Source organism: Saccharothrix luteola (genome assembly GCF_020859565.1).
Taxonomy (GTDB): domain Bacteria; phylum Actinomycetota; class Actinomycetes; order Mycobacteriales; family Pseudonocardiaceae; genus Actinosynnema; species Actinosynnema luteola.
Genome location: NZ_JAJHUO010000007.1, coordinates 1 through 19,861, shown reverse-complemented (window position 1 = coordinate 19,861; position 19,861 = coordinate 1). Strand labels below are relative to the sequence as shown.

The 19,861-nt window shown below is 72.1% G+C and carries 18 protein-coding genes; 9 read left to right on the top strand and 9 right to left on the bottom strand.

What is annotated here, in order from left to right; all coding sequences use genetic code 11:
* The first annotated feature begins 32 nt into the window (after positions 1 to 32).
* On the top strand, positions 33 to 2,192 hold the full coding sequence (gene uvrB, locus LNK82_RS11330; protein WP_308257195.1) for an excinuclease ABC subunit UvrB: 2,160 nt from the start codon (positions 33 to 35) through the stop codon (positions 2,190 to 2,192).
* Positions 2,193 to 2,713: 521 nt separating this feature from the next.
* On the opposite strand, the gene LNK82_RS11325 is transcribed toward uvrB, so the two are convergent.
* Together LNK82_RS11325 and LNK82_RS11320 are read right to left on the bottom strand one after the other, a co-directional pair.
* Positions 2,714 to 3,217, bottom strand: a complete 504-nt coding sequence (locus LNK82_RS11325) for a hypothetical protein (protein ID WP_230566903.1) — start codon at positions 3,215 to 3,217, stop codon at positions 2,714 to 2,716.
* 285 nt (positions 3,218 to 3,502) lie between these two features.
* On the bottom strand, positions 3,503 to 3,892 hold the full coding sequence (locus LNK82_RS11320) for a hypothetical protein (protein WP_230566902.1): 390 nt from the start codon (positions 3,890 to 3,892) through the stop codon (positions 3,503 to 3,505).
* 36 nt (positions 3,893 to 3,928) lie between these two features.
* Between LNK82_RS11320 and LNK82_RS11315 the strand changes: the two genes are divergently transcribed.
* Together LNK82_RS11315 and LNK82_RS11310 are read left to right on the top strand one after the other, a co-directional pair.
* Positions 3,929 to 4,282, top strand: coding sequence for an MmcQ/YjbR family DNA-binding protein (locus LNK82_RS11315; RefSeq protein WP_230566901.1), 354 nt, complete (start codon positions 3,929 to 3,931; stop codon positions 4,280 to 4,282).
* A 78-nt stretch (positions 4,283 to 4,360) separates the two neighbouring features.
* Positions 4,361 to 4,630, top strand: coding sequence for a hypothetical protein (locus LNK82_RS11310; RefSeq protein ID WP_230566900.1), 270 nt, complete (start codon positions 4,361 to 4,363; stop codon positions 4,628 to 4,630).
* Between the two features lie 54 nt (positions 4,631 to 4,684).
* Here LNK82_RS11310 and LNK82_RS11305 read toward each other — a convergent pair whose 3' ends face one another.
* Together LNK82_RS11305 and LNK82_RS11300 are read right to left on the bottom strand one after the other, a co-directional pair.
* Positions 4,685 to 5,611 (bottom strand): ABC transporter permease, encoded by a 927-nt coding sequence (locus LNK82_RS11305; RefSeq protein WP_230566899.1) that lies wholly within the window; start codon positions 5,609 to 5,611, stop codon positions 4,685 to 4,687.
* A complete protein-coding gene (locus LNK82_RS11300; RefSeq protein WP_230566898.1) occupies positions 5,611 to 8,472 on the bottom strand; it encodes an alpha/beta fold hydrolase in 2,862 nt (953 codons plus the stop codon). The genes LNK82_RS11305 and LNK82_RS11300 overlap by 1 nt, the downstream gene beginning before the upstream one ends.
* A gap of 288 nt (positions 8,473 to 8,760) precedes the next feature.
* Between LNK82_RS11300 and LNK82_RS11295 the strand changes: the two genes are divergently transcribed.
* The 5 genes from LNK82_RS11295 to LNK82_RS11275 all read left to right on the top strand — a co-directional run bounded on the left by LNK82_RS11295 (position 8,761) and on the right by LNK82_RS11275 (position 13,760).
* Positions 8,761 to 9,780, top strand: coding sequence for a TerC family protein (locus tag LNK82_RS11295; RefSeq protein WP_230566897.1), 1,020 nt, complete (start codon positions 8,761 to 8,763; stop codon positions 9,778 to 9,780).
* Between the two features lie 53 nt (positions 9,781 to 9,833).
* Positions 9,834 to 11,744, top strand: a complete 1,911-nt coding sequence (locus LNK82_RS11290) for a S9 family peptidase (RefSeq protein WP_230566896.1) — start codon at positions 9,834 to 9,836, stop codon at positions 11,742 to 11,744.
* Between the two features lie 71 nt (positions 11,745 to 11,815).
* A complete protein-coding gene (locus LNK82_RS11285; RefSeq protein ID WP_230566895.1) occupies positions 11,816 to 12,499 on the top strand; it encodes a Crp/Fnr family transcriptional regulator in 684 nt (227 codons plus the stop codon).
* Between the two features lie 58 nt (positions 12,500 to 12,557).
* Positions 12,558 to 13,163, top strand: coding sequence for a hypothetical protein (locus LNK82_RS11280; RefSeq protein WP_230566894.1), 606 nt, complete (start codon positions 12,558 to 12,560; stop codon positions 13,161 to 13,163).
* Positions 13,164 to 13,196: 33 nt separating this feature from the next.
* A complete protein-coding gene (locus tag LNK82_RS11275) occupies positions 13,197 to 13,760 on the top strand; it encodes a GNAT family N-acetyltransferase (RefSeq protein WP_230566893.1) in 564 nt (187 codons plus the stop codon).
* Here the strand turns inward: LNK82_RS11275 and LNK82_RS11270 are convergent.
* The 5 genes from LNK82_RS11270 to LNK82_RS11250 all read right to left on the bottom strand — a co-directional run bounded on the left by LNK82_RS11270 (position 13,742) and on the right by LNK82_RS11250 (position 19,610).
* Positions 13,742 to 14,398 (bottom strand): RES family NAD+ phosphorylase, encoded by a 657-nt coding sequence (locus LNK82_RS11270; protein WP_230566892.1) that lies wholly within the window; start codon positions 14,396 to 14,398, stop codon positions 13,742 to 13,744. The two genes, LNK82_RS11275 and LNK82_RS11270, sit on opposite strands and share 19 nt — an antisense overlap.
* A gap of 40 nt (positions 14,399 to 14,438) precedes the next feature.
* Complete coding sequence (locus LNK82_RS11265; protein WP_230566891.1) at positions 14,439 to 15,023, bottom strand: DNA-binding protein; 585 nt, start codon at positions 15,021 to 15,023, stop codon at positions 14,439 to 14,441.
* Positions 15,024 to 15,244: 221 nt separating this feature from the next.
* Positions 15,245 to 16,090, bottom strand: coding sequence for a hypothetical protein (locus LNK82_RS11260; RefSeq protein WP_230566890.1), 846 nt, complete (start codon positions 16,088 to 16,090; stop codon positions 15,245 to 15,247).
* A gap of 203 nt (positions 16,091 to 16,293) precedes the next feature.
* Positions 16,294 to 16,632 carry a toxin-antitoxin system YwqK family antitoxin gene (locus tag LNK82_RS11255; protein WP_230566889.1) on the bottom strand — a complete coding sequence of 113 codons (339 nt, stop codon included), beginning with the start codon at positions 16,630 to 16,632 and terminating at the stop codon, positions 16,294 to 16,296.
* Positions 16,629 to 19,610 carry a DUF8616 domain-containing protein gene (locus tag LNK82_RS11250; RefSeq protein ID WP_230567180.1) on the bottom strand — a complete coding sequence of 994 codons (2,982 nt, stop codon included), beginning with the start codon at positions 19,608 to 19,610 and terminating at the stop codon, positions 16,629 to 16,631. The genes LNK82_RS11255 and LNK82_RS11250 overlap by 4 nt, the downstream gene beginning before the upstream one ends.
* On the opposite strand from LNK82_RS11250, the gene LNK82_RS11245 reads away from it, so the two are divergent.
* A partial coding sequence (locus LNK82_RS11245; protein WP_268996230.1) for a hypothetical protein occupies positions 19,603 to 19,861 on the top strand: 259 nt, incomplete at its 3' end. The two genes, LNK82_RS11250 and LNK82_RS11245, sit on opposite strands and share 8 nt — an antisense overlap.

Below are 19,861 nucleotides of genomic sequence, written 5' to 3'. Positions count from 1 at the left end.
AATTGTCGTACCCGCGGCGTACCGTCGTACCCGTGGCTTTCCCAACCGAGATCCCGGTCAAGGCGCACTCGTCGCATCGTCCCGTCGGTGACATCCCCCGCACCGACGGGAAGTTCCGCGTGGTCAGCGACTACCAGCCCGCGGGCGACCAGCCCGCGGCGATCGCGGACCTCGAGAAGCGCGTCCGCGCCGGGGAGAAGGACGTCGTGCTGCTCGGCGCGACCGGCACCGGCAAGTCGGCCACCACGGCGTGGCTGGTGGAGAAGGTGCAGCGGCCCACGCTGGTGATGGCGCCGAACAAGACGCTGGCCGCGCAGCTGGCGAACGAGCTGAAGGGGTACTTCCCGGACAACGCGGTGGAGTACTTCGTCAGCTACTACGACTACTACCAGCCCGAGGCGTACATCCCGCAGACCGACACCTACATCGAGAAGGACTCGTCGGTCAACGAGGACGTCGAACGGCTGCGCCACTCGGCCACGATGAGCCTGCTCACCCGGCGTGACGTGATCGTGGTGGCGTCCGTGTCGTGCATCTACGGCCTCGGCACGCCCCAGTCCTACCTCGACCGGTCGATCAAGCTGGAGGTCGGCGGCGAGGTCGAGCGCGACCTGCTGCTGCGGGCGCTGGTCGACATCCAGTACACGCGCAACGACATCGCGTTCAACCGCGGCACGTTCCGCGTGCGCGGCGACACGGTGGAGATCATCCCGGCGTACGAGGAGCTGGCGCTGCGGGTCGAGTTCTTCGGCGACGAGATCGACAAGCTCTACTACCTGCACCCCCTGACCGGCGACGTGGTCAAGGAGGTCGACGAGCTGCGCATCTTCCCGGCCACCCACTACGTGGCGGGCCCGGAGCGCATGGAGAAGGCGATCCGCAACATCGAGGTCGAGCTGGCCGAGCGGCTGGCCGAGCTGGAGCGGCAGGGCAAGCTGCTGGAGGCGCAGCGGCTGCGCATGCGCACCGCGTACGACATCGAGATGATGCGCCAGGTCGGCTTCTGCAACGGCATCGAGAACTACTCGCGCCACATCGACGACCGCGGCCCGGGCACCGCGCCCGCGACCCTCATCGACTACTTCCCCGACGACTTCCTGCTGGTCATCGACGAGTCGCACGTGACCGTGCCGCAGATCGGCGGCATGTACGAGGGCGACGCGTCGCGCAAGCGCAACCTGGTCGAGCACGGCTTCCGCCTGCCGAGCGCGATGGACAACCGCCCGTTGACGTGGGAGGAGTTCGCCGACCGGATCGGCCAGACGGTGTACCTGTCGGCCACGCCCGGCCCGTACGAGATGGGCCAGACCGGCGGCGAGTTCGTCGAGCAGGTCATCCGCCCGACCGGGCTGGTCGACCCGGAGGTCGTGGTCAAGCCGACCGAGGGCCAGATCGACGACCTGGTGCACGAGATCCGGGTGCGCGCCGAGCGGGACGAGCGGGTCCTGGTCACCACGCTGACCAAGAAGATGGCCGAGGACCTGACGGACTACCTGCTCGAACTCGGCATCCGCGTCCGGTACCTGCACTCGGAGGTCGACACGCTGCGCCGGGTCGAGCTGCTGCGGCAGCTGCGCCTGGGCGACTACGACGTGCTGATCGGCATCAACCTGCTCCGCGAGGGCCTCGACCTGCCGGAGGTCTCCCTGGTCGCGATCCTCGACGCGGACAAGGAGGGCTTCCTCCGCTCGGGCACCAGCCTGATCCAGACCATCGGGCGCGCGGCGCGCAACGTGTCCGGCCAGGTACACATGTACGCCGACCGGATCACCGACTCGATGGCGCACGCGATCGAGGAGACCAACCGCAGGCGTGCCAAGCAGATCGCCTACAACGAGGAGCGGGGCCTGGACCCGCAGCCGTTGCGGAAGAAGATCACCGACATCCTGGAGCAGGTCTACGCCGAGGCGGAGGACGCCATCGCCCCCGGCGGCTCCGGCCGCAACACCTCGCGGGGCAAGAAGCCGACCGGCGACCCGGGCGCCAACGGCCGGGGCGGCTCGGGCGTGCTGACCGACCGCGACACCGGCACGATGGCCCGGTCCGAGCTGGCGGACCTCGTGCAGCAGCTGACGGACCAGATGATGAACGCGGCCCGCGAACTGCAGTTCGAGCTGGCCGCCCGCCTGCGCGACGAGATCCAGGACCTGAAGAAGGAGCTGCGCGGCATGGACGCGGCCGGCGTGAAGTAGCCACTTCGGCCCGCCGGTGGTGTGGGGGAGCACCCCGGCGGGCGGCGTGCCGGCTACGCGGTGAGATCGGGTGACCACGCGGTCGACGCACCCGCCGCGGACCTCGCGGCCGTGCCTCAGCTCGACAGCGCAGGACTGGAGCTTGTTGCACGGCCCACGGCCTACTCCGCCCCACGGCCTTCGGGGCGCCCCGGCTACGCGGTGAGACCGGTGACCCCGTGGTCGATGTGACTTCCAGCGATGAACGGCGGATCTGTCGGCGCTGGGATTCTTGGACGAAACCGCTTCGTGGCGGCAGGTCCCAGCGATAGTCGGCGGGAGTGTCGGTCGTTCTCGATATGCACCGGGAGTGGTGGCGGGTCCTGGAGCCTTACCTGTGCGACGTCGAGGATCTCTGCTTCGCCGGAGCGGTCCGAGCGGGATCGGGCCAGGTTGACGCTGCTACCGGGGCGGGTTCGGTGGTAGAGCGCCGAGTGGCGTGTCGGGGGGCGCGGCGGAGGTGGCGCTGGTGTGCGGATGGCTCAGTCCAACCCGCCACGCTTCCGGTAGTCCGCGTAGTCGTCGGCGACCACCCGGTGCGCCCGTTCGACTATGTCCCGCAGCTCGGCCGGATCGACCTCCGCCACCTGCAGTTCGCCTTCGAGGTGCCGGGCGGTCAGCCACATCCGGTCACCGAACCGGAACAGGAACGAGTGGAACGGGAAACTGATCTCGCCCCACTCCAGGAACGACAGCCGCCCGTCCCACGACGCCAGGACCGGGTCGTGCTCGCTCCCGACGATCAAGCGCTCGTGCAGCGCCCGCGGGTCGGTGCCGAGCACCGCCGCGTGCGGCGCCAGATCGGGCCAGTTGTCCAGCGCACGCAGCGTCAACCCCACCCGGAGCAGGAAGTTCGGCACATACACCTGGTCGTCCCGGAACGTGAGGTCCTCGCCGCCGAGGTAGATCTTGACCGAACGCAGCTGTGCGTGCTCGACCTCGGCCGGCCCCACCAGGACCCCGAACCGCGCCCGATCACCGATCAACCGAACCCCTCCAGGTATTCCGGACATGCGCACCGTACCGGCACGACGGGCTGCCCTCTGCACATCTTCCGCGGAGCAATCCCACCCGGGGCGAGTTCACGCAGCGCAGTGCTCACAGCCGCGGACCTCGCGCAGGCCGTGCCTCAGCTCGACAAAGCCGCACCGGTTACACGGCCCACAGGCCTACGCCGCCCCGACAGCCACGGCCTACGCCGCCCTCAACGGCCTTCGGCCCGCCCGCCACGGCGGGAGGACGCGGGACCACTCGATCAGGCCCGTGGCGTGTCAACCCTTCAGCGCGGCGCGGACCTTGCCGAGCACCGCGCTCTCGACCTCTCCGACGCGCCCGTCCGCCGAAGCGACCTCCTCGCACACGGCCAGCACCGCCGCCGGGAACGCCGCCGCCTCGTCAGGCGTCTTCGCCGCCAGGATGTCGACCGAACGCCGCAACGCGTCGAGCACGCCGGCCTCGACGTCGGCCGTGGAACCCGCGGGCAGTTCGGGCCGGGCCGCGCCGAGCACCTGCCGCAGCCGGGGCGAGAACGTCGCCATCGCCCGGATGCCCGCGTGGCTCTCCTCGTCCAGCGCACCCGGCTCGGCCGTGGACACCAGCACCATCGCGCCGAAGACCGCCGTGCGCAGGGTCCGGCCTTCCTCGTCCGTGTAGACAGTCACGTGATCACCTTAAATGCCGCCGGTTAGCGTGACGCCATGACGTTGGACGACGTGATCGCGCACTGCCTGGCCAAGCCCGGGGCCGAGGAGACCTACCCGTTCGGCGACGGCGAGCTGTGCTGCAAGGTCGGCGGCAAGATCTTCGCGTTCATCGGGATGGACGGCGGCAGCGTGGGCGTGAAGTCGGGCGCCACCGCCGACGACGCCGGGCACTGGCGCGAGCTGTACCCGGACGACGTCGCGGTCAGCGCCTACATCGGGCGCTACGGGTGGAACCGGGTGCGCATCGGCGGTGCGGTGCCGGACGACGAGCTGCTCGAACTCCTCGACCTGTCCTACCAGCTCGTCGTGGACAAGCTGCCCAGGTCCAAGCGGCCGGCGCTCTCCTAGAACACCCCGCCGGACGGCGGGGTGGAGGACTCCGTGCGGTCCCGTGCGGTGGATCTCCACCACCGCGAGACTGGGACCATGCGACTTCGTCGGCTCCTCCGGTGCGCGGCCCTCGTCCTCGGTCTCAGCGCGGCCACCGCGGTCGCCGGCCCACCGGTGGCGACCGCCGACGCCGCCGACTGCCACTTCTACCTGCTCATGCAGGGGCACGGCGGCTTGATCGTCGACAGCGCGTGCGGGTTCGGCGAGGACGGCAACGTGGAGACGTGCAAGTCGATCCTGGTGTGGGCGAACGTGACGCCGCAGGCGGTCGTCGACGAGGCCTGCCGCCTGGCTTCCCTGCCGTGACGCGCGACGGCGCACCGGGGAGGTCCCGATGCGCCGTCGACCACGATCCCGACCTCAGCTGGTGATGTCCTTGCGCGCGAACTTCCGCGCCGCCAGCAGCGTGAAGAACGCCCCGTACGCCAGCGCGGAGAACGTGCCCTTCGCCATCTGCGACCAGTCGACGTCCGACGACAGCAGGTCCGCCCACGCCAACGCGTAGTGCGTCGGCAGGTAGTCCCGCAGGCCTTCGAGCGCGGTGATCTGGTCGAGGATCTGCGACACGATCGACGCCAGCACCGCGCCGCCCACCGCGCCCAGCGGCGCGTCCGTGGACACCGACAGGTACAACGCCAGCCCGGCCACCCAGAACAGGTGGATCGAGATGTAGACCACGGCCAGCGCCACGCCGTAGACACCGGCCCCGAAGGACGCGGCCTCACCGGTCGGCGACACCGCCTCCCCCGCCCCGTACCAGACCACGCCGACTACCAGCGCCACGGCGGGCAGCAGCGCCAGCGCGAACACCGACATCAGCCCGGACGCCAGCGCCTTGCGCCGCAGCAGCCGGTGCCGGGGGATCGGCGCGGCCAGCAGGTACTTCAACGACGACCACGACGCCTCGCTCGCGATCGTGTCGCCGAAGAACAGCGCCACGATCATCGGCAGCAGGAAGCTGCCGCTGACGAACAGCGTCAGGATCACGAAGTTCACGCCGCTGGCCGTGGCCAGGTCGACGAAGCCGCCGGCCCGCCGGTTCGGCGACGCCTGACCCAGCTCGAACGCCACCACCAGGATGAACGGCAGCAGCACCAGGAACCCCAGCACCAACTGCGTCCGCCTGCGGCGCAACTGCCGCACCAGCTCCACCCGCACGGGCAACGTCCGCCCGGCCTTGTACCCGACCTTCGACCCGTCCGGCGCGACCGACGAGTGCTCGGCCTCCGCGGCGTCCGTCAGATCGGAGATCGCGGCCGGATCGGTGTGCACACCGTTCTCGCTCATCACTCGCCCACCAGTTCCAGGAACGCGTCTTCCAACCGGCGACGCGGACCGGCTTGGTCCACCGCCACGCCCGCGGCCACGAGGGCCTGCAACGCCGTCGCACGCGGCGTGCCGTTGAGGCTCGCGTGGACCTGCTCGCCGTCCACGTGCACGTCGTGCACGCCCGCCAGGCTCCGCAGCACGGTGGCCGCCTCGTCCGGCCGGTCGACCTTGAAGCTCGCCTCGCCGCCACCCGTCGCGATCTCGTCGACCGGACCGGCCGCGACCAGCGACCCCTTGTGCATCACGACCACGTGCGTGCACGTCTGCTCGACCTCGGCGAGCAGGTGGGACGACACCAGCACGGTGCGCCCGGCCGCCGCGTAGCGGCGCAGCACCTCGCGCATCTGGTGGATCTGGGGCGGGTCGAGCCCGTTGGTCGGCTCGTCCAGCACGAGCAGGTCCGGCAGGCCGAGCATGGCCTGCGCGATCGCCAGCCGCTGCCGCATGCCCTGGCTGTAGGTCCGCACGCGCCGCTTCACGGCGTTGCCGAGCCCCGCGATCTCCAGGGCCTCCTCGACGTGCGCCTGCTCCAGCGGACGACCCGTGGCGGCCCAGTACAGCCGCAGGTTCTCCGCGCCGGACAGGTGCGGCAGGAAGCCCGAGCCCTCGACGAACGACCCGATCCGCGACAGCACCGGCGCACCGGGGCTGACCCGGTGGCCGAACACCCTGATCCCGCCCTCGGTGGGTCGGATCAGGCCCATCAGCATGCGCAACGTCGTCGTCTTGCCCGCGCCGTTCGGCCCGAGCAGGCCGAGCACCTGGCCGTGCTCCACCCGGAACGACAGGTCCTTCACCGCGACGAACCCGCCGGCGTAGGACTTGCTCAGGTTCTCGATCACCAGCGGCACCGACTCGAGCTCCGGGTCGACGTCGGCGGTCAGCCTGCGGCGGAACCACGCGACCACGGCCGCGATGACGCAGATGACCAGCACGATCGCGATGCCCCACAGCGCACCGGTCGGCACCTCGCTGGTCGCGTTCACGCCCGGCACCACCGGCACCGACAGCGCGGGCGAGGCCAGCGAGATCCGGTACGCGGCGGGCTCCGCGGCGTTCGAGTACGCCATGTCGGTGGTCGACACGACCAGCTGCAGCCGGTGGTCGGCCTCGACCGGGCGCACCGCGCCGGGCAGCGTCACGGTGACCTCGACCGGCGTGCCGTCGGCGGGCAGGTCGGTCACCCGCACCGGCGCGACCGCCGAGCCGGGCAGCGTCCGCACGCCACTGGCGTCGGCGTCGTACAGCTTCACGAACAGCACCGCGCCCTCGGCGGGCACCGGCTGACCCGGCACGGCGGCCACCCGCAGCCGCACCGTGGACGCGCCGGTCAGCAGCGTCTGCGCGGTCTGCGGCTCGCTCTGGAACACCGCCGCCTGGCCGGGCAGGTCGATCGACAGCCGCGAGGACAGCGAGCTGGACCGCGACACCACCGACCCGAGGCCGGGCAGGCTGGACACCGCCGCCGGGTTGCCGCCCGCCGGGTTGACCACGACCTGCTCACGGCCGGTCAGCGGCACGTCGCGGCGCTCGGTGCCCGCCGAGCCGGTCAGGCCCGGGTAGCCCGGCGCGACGACGTTGCGCAACGACGGCGTCCCGCTGCTGCGGAACGCGCCCACCACGGTGTACTCGAAGCTCGTGCCGGGGTCGGCGCCCTTGCCCTCCAGGTGGAACGCCATCCAGTCGGCGATCTGGCCGCGCAGCTCGGGGCCGGGCGAGCCGCCGTCGTGGCCGCCCGAGTACCAGACGACCTTGACCTTCGCGCCGTTCGCGGCGATCTGGCGGGCGTTGGCGTCGGCCTGGTCGAGGCCGAACAGGGTGTCCTGCTCGCCCTGGACCAGCAGCGTCGGCTGGGTGATCTTGTCCGTCACCGCCGACGGGGACGCGCGGCGCAGCACCTCCAGGGTCTGCGGCCCGGCCTTGCCGGTGGTCGCGACCTCGGTGTACGCGGCGCACACGTCGGCCTGGAAGCGCCCGCACGCGCCGTTGAGCGGTCCGGCCGGTCGGGGGGTGTCGCCCTGCTGCGGCGGTGCCGTGACCGCGGCGGCGGCGCTCTCGGCGCCCTGGGCGTCGTCGTCCTCCTGACCGGGCTCGGTCGCTTCCTGACCGGGGTTGGTCGCGTCCGCGCCGGACAGGCCGGCGGAGAAGAAGATGCCCGCCCACGACCGCTTGAACACGCCCTCGTCGGCGAACGCGCCCGCCGCCGGGGTGGCGGCGGCCACGCCCTCGGCGCGCGCCGAGTTCGGCAGCAGCGCCTGGGCCAGGTCGTTGTAGGTGATGACCGGCGCGATGGTGTCCACCCGCGGGTCGACGCCGGCCAGCGACAGCGCGAGCGCGCCGCCGTAGGAGCCGCCGGTCACACCCACCTTCGGGTCTCCGGCGCTGTCGGTCACGACCTCTTCACGCGTGGCCAGCCAGTCGAGCAGCTTCTGCGCGTCGCGGACCTCGTGGTCGACCGAGTTCAGGGCGATCTGGCCGGTGCTGCGGCCGAAGCCGCGCGCCGAGTAGGCCAGCACGACGAACCCCCGCTGGGCCAGCTCGGTGGCCTGGGAGGCGACGCCGGCCTTGCTACCGCCGAAGCCGTGCGGCAGCAGCACGGCGGGCGCGGGTGTGCGTTCGGGCAGGTACAGGGTGGTGTCGATCTGCACGGTGCGGTCGCTGTCCGGACTTTCCGGCACGTCGATCACCGCGTCGCGGGTGCTCACCGGGGCGGGGTCGTCCCCCTGGCGCGTGAAGACCACGATGGCGCCCACCAGGGCGACCAGCACGACCAGCGCGGGGAGCGACCACCTGCCGCGGAGGCGGTTGAGGGAGGCCACGGAGTTGACCATAGGCGTGATTAGCTGAGAACGGGCTGTCGGCAGGGCGTCGGGCTCTCAGCCGAACCCGCCGGTCAGGCCCCGGTCGGGTGCCTCTGATCACCTCCGCTGGCGCGGAACCGCATTCATGCGTGAGACTGTGCAGGCGTGGAGGGGAGTACTCCCTCGCGGCGGTGTCGTCAGCACGGAGCCTGGCGTGAGGTTCCCGGTGCCGCCGGTCGGTCGTTCAAGCCGGCGGAGGAGACCTCCGGTCATTGGCGTGCGCGCGATGCACCGGAGGTTGTGTAGATGTCTGTTCCCGTGTGGCTGTGGTTCGCCACGATCGCCGGCCTGATGGTCTTGTTGGCCATCGACCTCTTCATCGTCGACCGCAAACCACACGAGGTCACCATCGGCGAAGCCGCCCGGTGGGTCACCTTCTACGTGGGTGTGGCGATCCTGTTCGGCCTCGGCATCTGGTTCTTCTCGGGCGGCGTCTACGCGGGCGAGTTCTTCGCGGGGTACATCACCGAGTACTCGCTGAGCGTCGACAACCTGTTCATCTTCTTGATCATCATGACCACCTTCAAGGTGCCCGCGATCCACCAGCACAAGGTGCTGCTGATCGGCATCCTGATGGCGCTGGTCATGCGCGGCATCTTCATCGCCGTGGGCGCGGCGGTCATCGCGCAGTTCAGCTGGGTCTTCTACCTCTTCGGGGCGTTCCTCATCTACACCGGCTACAAGCTGGCGCGGACCGACCACAGCGAGGAGGAAGAGGAGTACAAGGAGAACGTCGCGCTCAAGGTCGTCCGCAAGGTCTACCCGGTGACCGACACCTACCAGGGCTCGAAGTCGTTCGTGAAGATCGACGGCCGCCGGTTCGTCACGCCGATGTTCATCGTCATCGTCGCCATCGGCACCACGGACCTGCTGTTCGCGCTCGACTCGATCCCGGCGATCTTCGGCCTGACCAAGGAGCCGTTCCTGGTCTTCACCGCGAACGCGTTCGCGCTGATGGGCCTGCGGCAGCTGTACTTCCTGCTCGGCGGCCTGCTGAACAAGCTGGTGTACCTGTCGATCGGCCTGTCGGTGATCCTCGGCTTCATCGGCGTGAAGCTGATCCTGGAGGCGCTGCACACCAACTCGCTGCCGTTCCTCAACGGCGGTGAGCCGCTGCACGTGCCGACGATCGGCATCGAGGTGTCGCTCTCGGTGATCATCGGCGTGCTGGCCATCACCACGATCGCCAGCCTGGTCAAGGTGCGGCGCAACCCCGAGGCGGTCAAGCCGGTGCCCGTTCCGCCCGCTCCCAGTGACCATCTGTGAGCGTCAAAATCTCGTAAGCCTTGCTAATGATCGGTGGGGTAACGTGCTGAAGCGTGCGCCCCGATGACTTGCAGTCGTTGACCCAGCCCGGCTCCGTGTCGGTGCGTGGGGACCTCGTCCTGGTGAACGTCTCCACCCCGGACGTCGCCGCGAACGCCTACCGGGGCGGGCTGCACCGCGTCGCCCTGGACGGCGGCGGGACGAGGCGTTGGACGTGGGCGGAACGCGACCTGGCACCCCGGATCTCCCCGGACGGCCGCTGGGTCGCGTTCCTGCGCGTCACGGCGCGCGGCAAGGCACCTCAGCTGCACGTGATGCCCGCCGACGGTGGCGAGGCGCGTGGGCTCACCGACCTGGCGCTGGGCGCGGGCGTGCCGGTGTGGGCGCCGGACTCGCGGCGGATCGCGTTCACCTCGCGGGTGCCCGAAGCCGGCCGCTACGGCGCGCCGCTCGTCGAGGGCGGCGAAGTCCCGACGCCGGACGCCGAGGCGCCGCGGCACATCACCCGGCTGGACTACCGGCTGGACGACGTCGGCTTCACCGCCGACCGGCACGCTCGGCTGTTCGCCGTGGACGCGCTGGACGACGACGCCGAGCCGGTCGAGCTGACCGACGGCACGTTCTCCGCCGCTGAGCCCGCGTGGACGGCGGACGGCGAGGCCGTGCTCTTCATGGCCGAACGCGACCTCGGCGCGACCGAGGGGTTCAACAACGACGTCTACCGCGTGCCCGCGACCGGCGGGGAGCCGGAGCTGGTCGTGCAGACCCCCGGCTGGGCCGCGCACCCGGTCGCGCTGCCCGACGGCGGGGTGCTCTTCTACTCGCCCGAGCAGGCGCCGCGCACCGCCGCCATCGCGCGGAACATGAGCCTGTGGCGGTTCGACGGCGAGCGGCTCACCCGGCTCACCGACATGGAGACCGTCGACTGCGAGAAGGGCGCCGGCGCGCCGGTCGTGACCGACGCGGGCGTGCTCGTGGCGGTCCGCAACCGGGGCGCGGTCGAGCTGCGGCGCGTGCCGCTGGACGCCGACAACGCCGTGCTGGCCGACCTGGAGCTGCTGGCGGGCGAGCAGGCCGAGGTGAAGTCGTTCGCCGCCGACGGTGACCGGGTCGTGGCCGTGGTGTCGACGGCGGACAACACCGGCGAGGTCGAGCTCGTCGGCGGCGGCACGCTCACCGACTTCGGCTCCACCGTGCCGCTGCGGCCGTCGGTCGAGCTGACCGGCTCCGCGCCGGACGGCTACCCGGTGCACGGCTGGCTCGTGCTGCCCGAGGGCGAGGGGCCGCACCCGGTGCTGCTCGCCGTGCACGGCGGTCCGTTCATGTACCACGGCTGGGGCTTCTTCGACGAGGCTCAGGTGTACGCCGCGGCCGGCTACGCGGTCGTGCTGCCCAACCCGCGCGGGTCCGCCGGGTACGGCCAGGCGCACGGCCAGGCCGTGATCGGCGCGTTCGGCACCGTGGACGTGGACGACATCCTCGCCGTGCTGGACGTGGCGCTGGAGCGCCCGGACCTCGACGCCGACCGCGTGGGCGTGATGGGCGGCTCCTACGGCGGCTTCATGACCTCCTGGCTGGCCGCGCACCACGGCGAGCGGTTCCGCGCCGCGTGGAGCGAGCGCGCCGTCAACGCGTGGGACTCCTTCGCCGGCTCGTCGGACATCGGCTGGTTCTTCACCGACGCCTACTGCGGGCCGAGCCTGGAGGCCCAGCGCGCGATGAGCCCGCTGACCTACGCCGAGAAGATCTCCCTGCCGTTCATGGTCGTGCACTCCGAGCACGACTGGCGCTGCCCGCTGGAGCAGGCGCAGCGGCTGTTCGTCGCGTTGCGCCGCAACGGCGTCGAGGCCGAGATGCTGGTGTTCCCCGGCGAGGGCCACGAGCTGACCCGCTCGGGCAAGCCGCGCCACCGCGCGCAGCGGTTCGAGGCCGTGCTGGACTGGTGGGCGCGCCACTTGGCCTGAGCCGGGGGGAACCAGGGGTCCACCTCCTCCGCGAGCGGCACACTGGTCCTTGGCGGAGGAGGTCGAACGGGATGGCGATCGCATCGGGTTGGCCCACCGGCACGTACCTGGACACGGTGTCCGACGCCGGCCGCGCGGCGCTGCTGCGCCTCGGCGTGCAGAAGGTGTTCCGGCGCGGCGACGCGCTCGTGCGCGAGTCCGAGCGGTCCGATCACGTGATCCTGCTCGTCCAGGGCCTGGTCAAGGCCACGGCGACGCTGGAGAACGGCCGGGTCGCGCTGCTCAACGTCAAGGTCGGCGGCGACCTGGTCGGCGAGATGGCGTTCCTGGCCGGCGGGCCGCGCTCGGCGACCGTGACCGCGTGCGTCGACACCCGCACGCGGGTGATCACCGCGGCGCAGTTCACCGACTACCTCACCCGGTTCCCGGCCGCGCACTTCGACCTCGACAAGATGATCCTGCGCACGCTGGAGTGGAGCGAGCAGCGGCGCACGGACTTCAGCGGCTACCCGGCGGCCGTGCGGCTGGCCCGCGTGCTGTCCTACCTCGCCGACGCCTACGGCCACCAGGTCGTCGACGGCACCGCGTTGAAGCTCAACCTCACCCAGGGCGAGATCGGTTCGCTCGTCGGGGTGGAAGAGGACACCGCTCGCCGGGAGTTCCGCACGTTGCGCGACCGCGGCGTCCTGACCATGGGGTACCGGACGATCACGATCGTGGACCGCGACGTGCTGCGGAAGATCGCCGAACTGTGAAACGGGAAACCCGGTGATCGCCCTACTTCCGAACGCGGACCGGGACGATGCTCCTCGTGTGACGCTGGAAATGGTGACGCCCCTCCGCGGACTGGTCTACCGCCTCGTGGTGGCCGTGGACGTCGAGGGCTACAGCAAGCTCGACGCGTTGGACCAGTCGTTGGTCCAGTCGCGGCTGAGCGACGTGCTGGACGTGGCCGCCCGCAAGGCCGGGCTGGACCGCGACCTGTGGTACCGGCAGGTGCGTGGCGACGGCGAACTGGCCGTGCTGCCACCGGACGCCGACGCCGCGTGGGTGGTCGCCCACTTCACCGAGCAACTCGCCGAGGCGTTGGCCGACCTGCGCCGCGCGGGCACGCCGCTGCGGCTGCGCGTGGCCATGCACTGCGGCCCGCTCACCGCGGGCGCGTTCGGCCTGGTCGGCGACGCCCCGATCGTGACCTGCCGGCTGCTGGACGCCAAGGTGGTCCGCGACGCGCTGGCGGCCACCGACGACGACCTGGTGCTGGCGATCTCGCAGCAGTTGCACGACGACGTCGTGCGCACCCGGTTCCACGAGCTCGACCCCACCCGGTTCCGGTCGACCCGCTTCCGGGTGAAGAGCCGGCCGTACTCGGGCTACGTGTGCACCGGCGCACCCCGACTCGGTTGGACCAATGGCTAGCGGACGGCGGCGTGGTTGCGGCACTCTCACCGGATGCAGTGGACCGTGCGGGCCGGGCGGCCCGACGACGCGCCCGAGATCGCCAGGATCAACGTGGACGCGTGGCAGCACTCGTACCGCGGGATAGTGGACGACCCGGTGCTGGACCGGATGCTGCCCGAGAGCAGGCTCCCGTCGTGGTCGCGCGTGCTGCGGCTGCCCGAACCCAGTCGGGTGTTCGTCGCGGTCGACGAGAGCACCGGCCGGATCGGCGCCTACTGCGCCGTCGACGCGGTCCGCGAGTCCCAGGACGCGCACCCCGACCTGCACACCGGGGAGCTGGTCGCGATCTACGCCGACCCGCGGTACCACGGTCAGGGCGCGGGGCACGAGGTGCACGAGGCCGGGCTGCGCCACCTGATGGACCAGGGGTTCCGGTACGCGGTCCTGTGGGTGTTCCAGGACAACGCCCGCAGCCGCGGGTTCTACGAGTCACACGGCTGGCGGCACGACGGGCTGGTGCACCGCTACGAGCTCGGCGACCAGGAGCTGCCCGAGGTCAGGTACGGCCGGTTCCTCCCGGCGCCACGCCGTCGCGGTCAGCCGAGCAGGGTGTAGTTGAGCTCCTCGCACACCCGCGCCAGCGGCAGGTCGAGGCCGGGGTGCTCCAACGGCAGCAGCACGTCCGGCGAGGCGGGCAGGCCGGTGCCGCCCGGCGGGTCCCACAGGCACACCGCCGGGTCGCCGGAGTCCATCGACGAGCGGTACCACAGCCCGTCCAGCTCGGGGTAGGCCGCGCGGATCGCCCGCGCCCACTGCTGGGTGATCGCCTTGGGCCCGGCGCTGATCTCCTGCGACGCGCCCGCCCGGGTCGGCCACAGGCCGGTGAGGTCGAGCAGCCGCAGCGTCCGGCGTGGCCGCAGCACCACCAGGAACGGGCTGCGCGTCCGCCGGTCCACCACCGACGTCGCCTGGAACACCTCGGCCACCGACGTCCGCACGGTCAGGCCGAAGTACAGCACCCCTTGGTCGTGCGCGTGCGTCGGCCCGCCGTCAGGGCCGGGCGGCTGGGTGTCGAACCGGGCGTGCGGCAGGGGGCCGGTGTAGCGGAAGCTGTTCCACCGCTGCGGGTGCAACCCCTTCGCGGCGAAGACGCGCACCAACCGGGTGGCCCGGTGCACCGCCACGACGTCCTCGGTGCGGCGCAGGTTCGCCTGGAGCACAGCGGGAGAGGGCGGCTGGGGGAGCCGTGACATGCGTGTCCAAGGTTCTCGGCGACAGGGGGTGGGCGCCCGGTCAGGCGGGCGTGCCCAGCTGCGCGGCCAGTGCCGCGACGCGGCGTGGTTCACCGCCGGCGAGCAGCCACTCGCGCGGCGTCGTCGGCGTGCCGTCCACCACCAGGTCCTCCTGATCGGTCGTCATGAACCCGGCGACCACGAGCGCGGGCTGGTCCGGTGGGACGGCCGCGAGCACGGCCTCCAGCCCCGGCAGCACGCCGGCGCCCGCGAACTGCCAGGCGGGCAGCCGCCAGCTGCCCCGGTCCTTCCAGCCGACCAGGCGGCCGACGCCGAGCCGGTGCCGGATGCGGCTGGTGTCCACGCCCAGCTGCCGTGCGGCCTCGGCCACCGTCAGCGCCGAGTCGCGCAGCACGGCGTGCGCCACCACGCTCCGCGCGCGTCCCTGGTCGTCGGTGACGCGGTGCGGGCTCAGGTCGAGGCCGACGTCCTCCAGCGCGTCGCGCTGGTCGGGTGGGAAGTAGCTCGCCGGGTCGGGGTGTGGCGGCGCCAGCTTCTTCGCCGCGTCGGCCACCAGCGACAGGAACTCGTCGGGGGTGACCTGCAGACCTGCCTTGGCCAACACCGCCTCCAGCGCGGGACTCATGCGCACAGGGTATCCCGGTCGTGCGCTTCTGTGCGCATACGTAACCCGATCGTCGGACCGCGTCGACAGAGTGCGCACATCTAGCCACTCTACGTAAACATGCGAGGTCGGGCATGGTGACCTAGGCCTCACTCACGACCATGTCCGCCTCGCTCGTCGGAGCGGGGGCACTGGCGGGTCGTGCGCGTGGCACGTGACGTGGCGGCAGGTCGTGCGGTGGCTCAGGCTTCGCCGGTGATCAGCGCGACCGCGCGGTCGCGGGTCGCCTCGTCCACCTCGTCGAGCCGGAAACCGCGGGCCACGATGTGCGCCACCAGGTCGGGCTCGGGCGGGAGGCCGTGCTTGCGCAGGTAGTGCGGCACCGCGCCGGCCCAGATCCAGGCGCCGTCGGTGCGGAAGTTCAGCGGCACGTCGTGGTCGCCGCGGATGAACTCGTCCTCGTCCAGGTTGCGCGCGGCCAGCACGACCGGTGCGCCCTCCAGGTAGGTGAGCAGCGCGTCGGCCAGCTGGGGGTCGAGCATCTGCCGGTTCACCACCGGGCGGCCCGCCTCGTCACGGCCGTCGTAGACGTGCGCGGTGCGCAGGTCGCCGTCCTGCTGCGTCGCCTCGGGTTCGGGCTCGGGCAGCGGCGGCAGGCCGACGCGCTGACGCAGCCACGGCGGGATCCGCTCGTCCTGGCGGGGGAACGTGCGCAGCTCGTCCTGGAAGCCGATCACCGGCGGCGGGTTGCGCCAGCGCGGCTCGTCGTCGGCGTTGAAGTCGACCGAGAACGCGGCCGGCGCCTCGATCTCGTACACCGCGCTCAGCCACGTGCCGCGCACGGGCTCGTACATCCCTGCCCGCAACTGCCCGAACAGCTGCACCACGTCCATCGGCGGGCGCACCGGCCGCCACTGCCCGTCGGGGCCCGCGAACGCCAGGTCCACCTCGATGTGCCGACCGGCCGCCCGGTACTCCGCCCGGATGCGCTGCCAGCCCGGCGGGAGGGCGGGGAGCATGGCCCGGCCGATCTGCTTGACGAGCTGGTTCTGCTCCTGCTCGGTCAGCGGTGTGGCTGGCTGGCTCATGCGTCGAACACCCCTTTGGCTCCCCCCGGACACGGTGCGCTGATCTTAACGGCCACAACACGCCCGCGTGGTCCGGTTGGGTGAGACCACAGGTCAGCGGTACTGCCCACCCCCGCACCGCTCGCCGTCCGGGCCCCGGCTCCGCCCGTCCCGGACGAGCGTGCCGATGCCCTCCTCCTCACACCCGGCCCGTTGCACCGGTATCAGGCAGGGGTGCCCTGCTCGTCCCACCGCCTCCTCGCCAGCTCCCGCCCGTGGTCGTCGAACTCGAGCTCCGAGGCGAGCCGTCCGTTGGGGTGCCACTCGCGGTGCAGGCCGACGGGCAGCCCGTCCCGCATCGTGCCTTCCTTGGCGACCTGCCCGCCGGCGAACCACTCGCGGTAGGGCCCGTGCGGGAAGCCGAACCGGTAGGCGTACGAGGAGATGACGAAACCGTCGTCGGCCACGTCGACCAGCTCCCCGGTGAACCCGCTGCCCTCGTACAGGGCGCAACCGTCGGTGTCCCAGGTCACGTCGTCCATGGTGACGCGCATGTCGCTCATTCCGACTCGATCTCCACGTTGTTCGGGTCACCGGGCACCGACGAGTTGCGCCCGGTGCTGCTGGGCACGCCGGCGATCATGTTGTTGCAGTTCGCGCAGCACTTGGCCTTGGAGGGGAACGGCTCCCAGTGCGGGAAGACGTTGGCCACCCTCATCCCGCGCAGGTGCTCGGCCAGTTCCTCCGGTGAGACGTCGTCCGGCACACCGCGGTCGCGCAGCATCTGGTTGACGTTCTTCACCTCGGCGTGCCGCAGGGGGTTGTCGTTGATCGGGAACTCGGTGTGGTTGAGGACCTCGCCGGTGCGGCGGTCGAACTGGGGGTAGCCCTCACCCTCCACCGGGTTGCGGCGCATGCCCTCCATGCGGTCGCGCAAGGCGCCGTGCAGTTCGTCGTCGGGGATCACCGACGTGCGGGGCCCGTTGATCGACTCGTAGATCCGACCGGTCTGGCGGTCGACGGACACCGAGGTGCACATGACGTTGTTCTGCACCCAGTTCTTGGGCTTGCCCGGCGCGTTGTTCGGCGGCAGGGAGCCGTCGTTCATCATCGTCTGCACGACCCGCGCGCGGTCCACCATGACGTCGTTGAGGTAGGACTTGATGTCCTGGCCGTTGTAGTGCGTGATGAGCCCGTCGCCGTCGACCTCGCACAGCTTCGGGTCCAGTTCCTGCAACAGCCTCGGTTCGTGCGGCGTGGGCGGCAGGTCGTCCGGCAGGCGGTCCGGGTTGCCGTCCTCGGAGAAGCGCGGGTCCCGTTCCTGGCGGTCGACCTCCGACTCCGGCTTGTCGTCGCCCCCGCGGTCGCGGGCGTCGTCCGGGGTGGTGTGGTCGGTCTTGTCGCTGTCGTGGGTGCCGGGTGCGTAGCCGTCTTCGCTCGCCTTGGTCCTGGTGCCGTCGGGGCGGTGGGTTTCCCACTCGCCGTTGGGCGGGATCTTGGGGTGGCGGTTGCCGTCGGGGCCGGTGGTGGCGTCGCTGGTGTAGACGCGGCCGTTGCTGTCGGTCCAGGCGGGTTTGGTGGGTGCGAGGACGTCGGCGTCGGTGTGGCGGGCGAGGCGGTTGGCGAAGTCGTTGGTGCCGGCGTCGCAGCCGATGAGGCGGATGGGTGTCCTGCCGTCCCAGCCGTTGCGGCGCAGCAGGTCGCCGTACTGCTCGGGGGTGTAGGTGTGGTTGCCGATGCGTGCACGGCCGTCGGGGGTGATGTGGACGTCGGCGGTGAAGTAGCGCGGGTCGGGTGGGACGCGGTGGGGCAGGTCGCCCATGTCGTGGTCGCCCCGGTGGTGCGAGATGCCGGCGGGGGTGGTCTCACCGTGCCGGGCGTGCGCTTCGTCGATACTCGGCCGGTCGCCGTCGGGGCTGTCCGGGCGATCCGAGTCCAGGCGATCCGAGTCCGGGCGGTCGGTGTCGGGGCTGCTGTCGGGGCGGTCGCCGTTCGGGGTGTCGTCGTCCGGCCGGGTGGTGCTCGGGTCGGGGTCGCGGTGGGGCGGGGTCCACGCGTCCGGGTCGCGGCGCTGGGGCGGGATGCCGCCCTGGTCGTGACGCGGCGGGGTCTGCGCATCCGGGTCGCGCCGGGGCGTGGGCGTCTGGGCGTCGGGGTGCCGCTGCGGTGGTGGGCCGTCGAACGGCCGGTTCGGGGTGTGGGGAGCCGGGCCGTTGGGGTGCGTGCCAGGGGCGGGGCCGCCGCGTTGCTGGGGCGGTCCCGCGGGTGAGTGCGGCGGGTTCGAGTGCGGCGCGTTGGGGTGCGGCGCGCTCGGGCCGGTCGGACCGGTGTGGGTCGGGCCGGTGCCCGCCGGACCGTGAGGCCTGGGGCCGGCGTTGCCCGGACCGGGGTTGCCGGGGCCGGGATTGGACGGACCGTGGTGGGGACCGCCTGGTGCGTTCGGCCCGGCGTGCGAAGGACCGGTGCTGCCCGGCCCGGTGTGTGAAGGACCGGTGTTACCCGGGCCGGTGTGGGTCGGGCGGAGGCCGGGGCCCTGGTTGGGTGGGCCGCTGTGCCCGGGACCGGGGTGGCCGGGGCCGTGGGCAGGTCCGTTGCCGGTAGGGCCGGAGGGCGGCTGGCCGGTGTGCGGTGGGCCTGCGGGTGGTCCGGCGTGGGACGGACCTGCGTGTGGTGGGCCTGCGTGTGGTGGGCCGGCGTGGGACGGGCTGGTGCTCGACGGGCCGAACGACGACGGCCTCGGGCCTTCCGGGCCGCGTGGGGTCGGGACGCCCGAGCCGAGGTCGCCCCGGCCGCTCGGCACGGTGGGGCTGTTGCTCGGGGCACCGGGGCTGCCGGGCGTGCCGGTCCAGCCGCCACCGCCCGGCCTGCCGCCACCACCGGGTGAGCCGCCGCCGGGAGCCCCGCCACCCGGTGCACCGCCGCCTGCGGGCGCGGTTCCGGGTGCTGAGGTGGGCTGGTTGCCCTGCGGGGTGGTGCCAGGATCGCGGGAGGGTGCGGAGGTGTTCGGCTGGTCGGGGCGTGCCGGGGCGTCGGGGGTCGCGGCGTTGGCCGCGGAGGTCTGGTCGAAGCGTGGTCCGGGCGCGGGGTTCGGCGCGCCACCGCCAGGGCTGCCGCCACCGCCGCTGTAGGAACCGCCGCCGCTGCCGCCACCGCCGCTGTAGGAACCGCCGCCGCTGCCGCCACCGCTGGACGAACCGCTGCCGCTGCCGCCACCACCGCCGTGCGATCCACCGCCGCTACCGCTGCCATAGCCGCCGCTCGGGCCGCCGCCGGTGGGGCTGCCGCTGCTGCTTGGAGCACCACCGCCGGTGCCGCCGCTGCCGCTGCTTGAACCGCCGCCAGTGCCGCCACTGCTGTGTGAACCGCCGCTCGGGCCGCCGTTCCCGTAACCGCCGGGTGCGGGTTGTCCGCCGGGGCCGCCGCGGTGTTCGCCGATGGGCGGGTTGCCGGCGGGGTTGCCGGGGGTGGGGTTGTTGCCGCGTGGGAGGTCGTGGTCGGGGCTGCCGGGGTCGCGTCCCGGGCGGGTGGTGGGGGTGGGCACGTCGGTCGGGTCGCCCCGGCCGGGCCGCGACGCCGAGGACGTCGTGGGGTCGGTGGTGGTGCCGGATGTGGAAGTGGTGTCGCCCGGCCGGTTCGACGGCGGTGTGGTGTCGCCGGTGCCCGGGGTGTCCGAAGTGGACGGATTGCCGTTGCCGGGGGAGTTGGTGCCGGAAGAGCTGTTGCCGGGGGAGTTGGTGTTGGAGGGGCTGGTGTCGGGGCTGCCGGAGGGGGTGTCGATGTCGGCGCGGCCGG